Annotated in this window: 2 protein-coding genes; one reads left to right on the top strand and one right to left on the bottom strand. The window is 51.1% G+C overall.

Features of this window, described 5'->3' with window-relative positions:
* Window positions 1-163: 163 nt before the first annotated feature.
* Window positions 164-409: a NifU family protein gene (locus tag M891_RS0122135; protein ID WP_009224772.1), complete on the top strand. Its 246-nt coding sequence runs from the start codon at window positions 164-166 to the stop codon at window positions 407-409.
* A gap of 110 nt (window positions 410-519) precedes the next feature.
* On the opposite strand, the gene M891_RS0122130 is transcribed toward M891_RS0122135, so the two are convergent.
* Window positions 520-1,293, bottom strand: coding sequence for an SDR family oxidoreductase (locus tag M891_RS0122130; RefSeq protein WP_016310953.1), 774 nt, complete (start codon window positions 1,291-1,293; stop codon window positions 520-522).
* Window positions 1,294-1,595 lie beyond the last annotated feature (302 nt).

The following is a 1,595-nucleotide window of genomic DNA, read 5'->3' as shown; positions in this document are numbered from 1 at the left end:
AAAGAACGAAGCAAAGCGCTTACAAGGAAGAGGTTCCTTCGGGGTTCGCGTTCCAGGCATCTTAAATGACTGCCCACGCTAGCTTGACACTGACTCCCCATGAAGAAGCATTTAAATTTTTGACTTTTTGTAATATAATAAGGCAAGAAAGGAGTTGAAAACAATGAGTGAAAACGTACAAGATAAATTGTATGATGAAGTATTGGAAGTATTGGACAAACTGCGGCCTTTCCTGCAACGTGACGGTGGCGACGTCGAACTCGTCGACGTAGAAGACGGCATCGTGAAACTGAAATTGATGGGTGCCTGCGGCAGCTGCCCAAGCTCCACGATTACCCTCAAAGCAGGGATCGAACGCGCTCTGTTTGAAGAAGTGGAAGGCGTAGAAGAGGTCGTACAAGTATTTTAATCCGCAATCCATGAATTATTGCTCTTCAGCAGGAGGGTTTTAAACGAAACCCGGCTCCGGCAAAATGTCGGATGGCCGGGTTTTTTTGTTGTTGGGTCGGTGAAACCCGCTTATGAAGGCTTGATCCACGGCCGGATCGGGTCGAGTCCGCCGGAGATGTCCATAATGTTGCCGGTGATGAAATCCGAATCCGGATGACACAAAAACGCAATCACGCGAGCGATATCCTCCCCGCTTCCCGGACGTCCCAGCGGCGTCTCTCCATCGCGGAGACCGCGAACTTCATGGATCGACATCTCTTTCTGGTTCCCGCGAATGTCGCCGGGGCAAACCATATTTACAGTGATACCATAAGGGGCTTCCTCGACGGCCAGCGTCTTCGTAAAAGACACCAGCCCGGTTTTCGCTGCGGCATAAACCGCCCGATGCGGCCAAGCGCGCGACTCCGCGGCATGACCAAAGCCGAAATGGATAATCCGCCCCCATTTCTTCTCCCGCATCCCAGGCAGTACGAGATGATCCAGCAGCAAACTGCCCACCAAATTCCCTTCGATCATGGCCAGCACTTCACTCTGGCTGTAGTCAGCGAACAGCTTGCGTTCGCGGATAAACGGTCCGGCGTTGTTGACCAGGATGTCAATCGTGCCAAGCTGCTCGTTCACTTGCCGGGCTAGGTCCTCGATTTGCTCCCGGCGCGAGACGTCGGCTTGCACTGCGATGCAGCGGACGCCCAGGCGCTCGATATCCGATTGGAGGGAGAGCGCTTCCGCTTTGCTATGTACATAATTCAGCGCGATATGGCAGCCTTGTTCTGCCAGCGTCAGCGCTGTTTTCTTCCCGAGGCCTTTGGCGCTCCCGGTTATTAAGGCAACTTTGCCATGCAACGTTCCTTCTCCTCCTCCCAGGTGCTATCCCTTTAAGTATAAAAGATTTAAAGGATTCCCACAAACCGCCGCGGCATACGATCCAATTCTTCAAATGCAAAAGTACAGTTAAGTTTCATTTAAATGCGCCTTTGCATGCGTTTAACTGTAAAAGTGCAGCTTGTTTCCGCCAAAAGTGTCTTTAAGCGCTAAATTGCCTCCAATTAGATGTACTTTCCCTAAGGCCCCCTAAATAAACTGGAGTCCTCCCCTACAAGGATTTACAATGGAAATAAGGGAGAGGATTCAGTTATGGGAAAAGC

Origin of the sequence: Paenibacillus sp. J14, from assembly GCF_000518465.1 — a bacterium.
Lineage (GTDB): Bacteria > Bacillota > Bacilli > Paenibacillales > Paenibacillaceae > Fontibacillus > Fontibacillus barengoltzii.
This window is presented reverse-complemented; position numbering and strand designations above follow the sequence as displayed.

Excerpts from the sequence above, each read along its gene's own strand:
- M891_RS0122135 (WP_009224772.1), top strand. The coding sequence starts at position 164 with ATGAGTGAAAACGTACAAGATAAATTGTATGATGAAGTATTGGAAGTA.